Source organism: Azospirillum lipoferum (assembly GCF_024170005.1).
GTDB classification, from domain to species: domain Bacteria; phylum Pseudomonadota; class Alphaproteobacteria; order Azospirillales; family Azospirillaceae; genus Azospirillum; species Azospirillum lipoferum.
Map to the genome: position 1 here is coordinate 1 of NZ_JALJXJ010000051.1, position 1,133 is coordinate 1,133.

A 1,133-nucleotide genomic window follows, 5' to 3' on the forward strand; every position below is an offset into this window, starting at 1 on the left:
TGCCTGCCCAACGCCGAGGTGCGCGCCCTGTTCTATCAGGACGTGTCGGCAGAGGCCGTCGGTGAGTCCGCCGCGGCGCGGGCGCTGCCCCGCATTGTGATTGGCGATTGGGCGGTCGGCGATTCCGGCGATGGAAGCGACCACCGCTTCGCCGACCTGCTGGACAGCGAACCGGCTCCGGCGCAGCCGCGCGCCACGGCGGAGCATGTCTCGCTGTTCCTCTACACCTCCGGCACCACCGGCAAGCCCAAGGGCGTGCCGCGCCGTCACCGGACGGAGCGCGCCTCCGCCATCGCCCATGTCGCCCAGAATTGCTACCGCCGGGGCGAGCGCACGCTGGGAGTCATGCCGCTCTACCACACGATGGGGGTGCGGTCGCTGCTGGCGATGGCGCTGGTCGACGGTTGCTTCGTCTGCCTGCCGCGCTTCGACACCGGCCGCGCGCTGGGCCTGATCGCGGCGGAGCGTCTGACCTGCCTCTACCTCGTGCCGACGCTCTACCACGATCTGCTGGCCGACCCGAAATTCGCAGGCACCGATGTGTCCTCGGTACGCAAGCTGGGCTTCGCCGGGGCGTCGATGACCGACGGCCTGCTGAAACGGCTGGATACCGCCTTCCGGCCGGAGCTGTTCGTCAACCATTATGGCTCGTCCGAGATCTACACCTTCACCATCGACCAGAACGCCCCGGCCAAGCCGGGGTCGGCCGGCAAGGCGGCGCTGAACCAACGGATCCGCATCGTCCGCCTCGGCAGCTTCGATCCCGACCAATGCGCGGCGGCCGGGGAAGAGGGGCAGATCGTCGCCGACCTGTCGGGCGACGAGTCCTTCGAAGGCTACTGGAAGCGCCCCGACGCCGACGCAAAGGCGCTGCATGCCGGCTGGTACTTCACCGGCGACATCGGCTTTTTCGACGTTGACGGTGACCTGTTCGTCACCGGCCGGGTCGACGACATGATCATCACTGGCGGAGAGAACGTCTCGCCGGTCGAGATCGAGAGCGTCCTGTCCCTGCATGACGGCGTGCTGGAGGTGGCGGTCGCCGGCCTGCCCGACGAGCGCTGGGGCCAGCGGGTCGTCGCCTTCGTCAAGCGCGCCCGTGGCGTCGAGGCCAAGGATCTCGACGACCATTG

General features: G+C 68.8%; 1 protein-coding gene. It reads left to right on the plus strand.

From position 1 onward, the window contains the following. A partial coding sequence (locus tag J2848_RS35820) for an AMP-binding protein (protein ID WP_253568881.1) occupies nucleotides 1-1,133 on the plus strand: 1,133 nt, incomplete at both ends.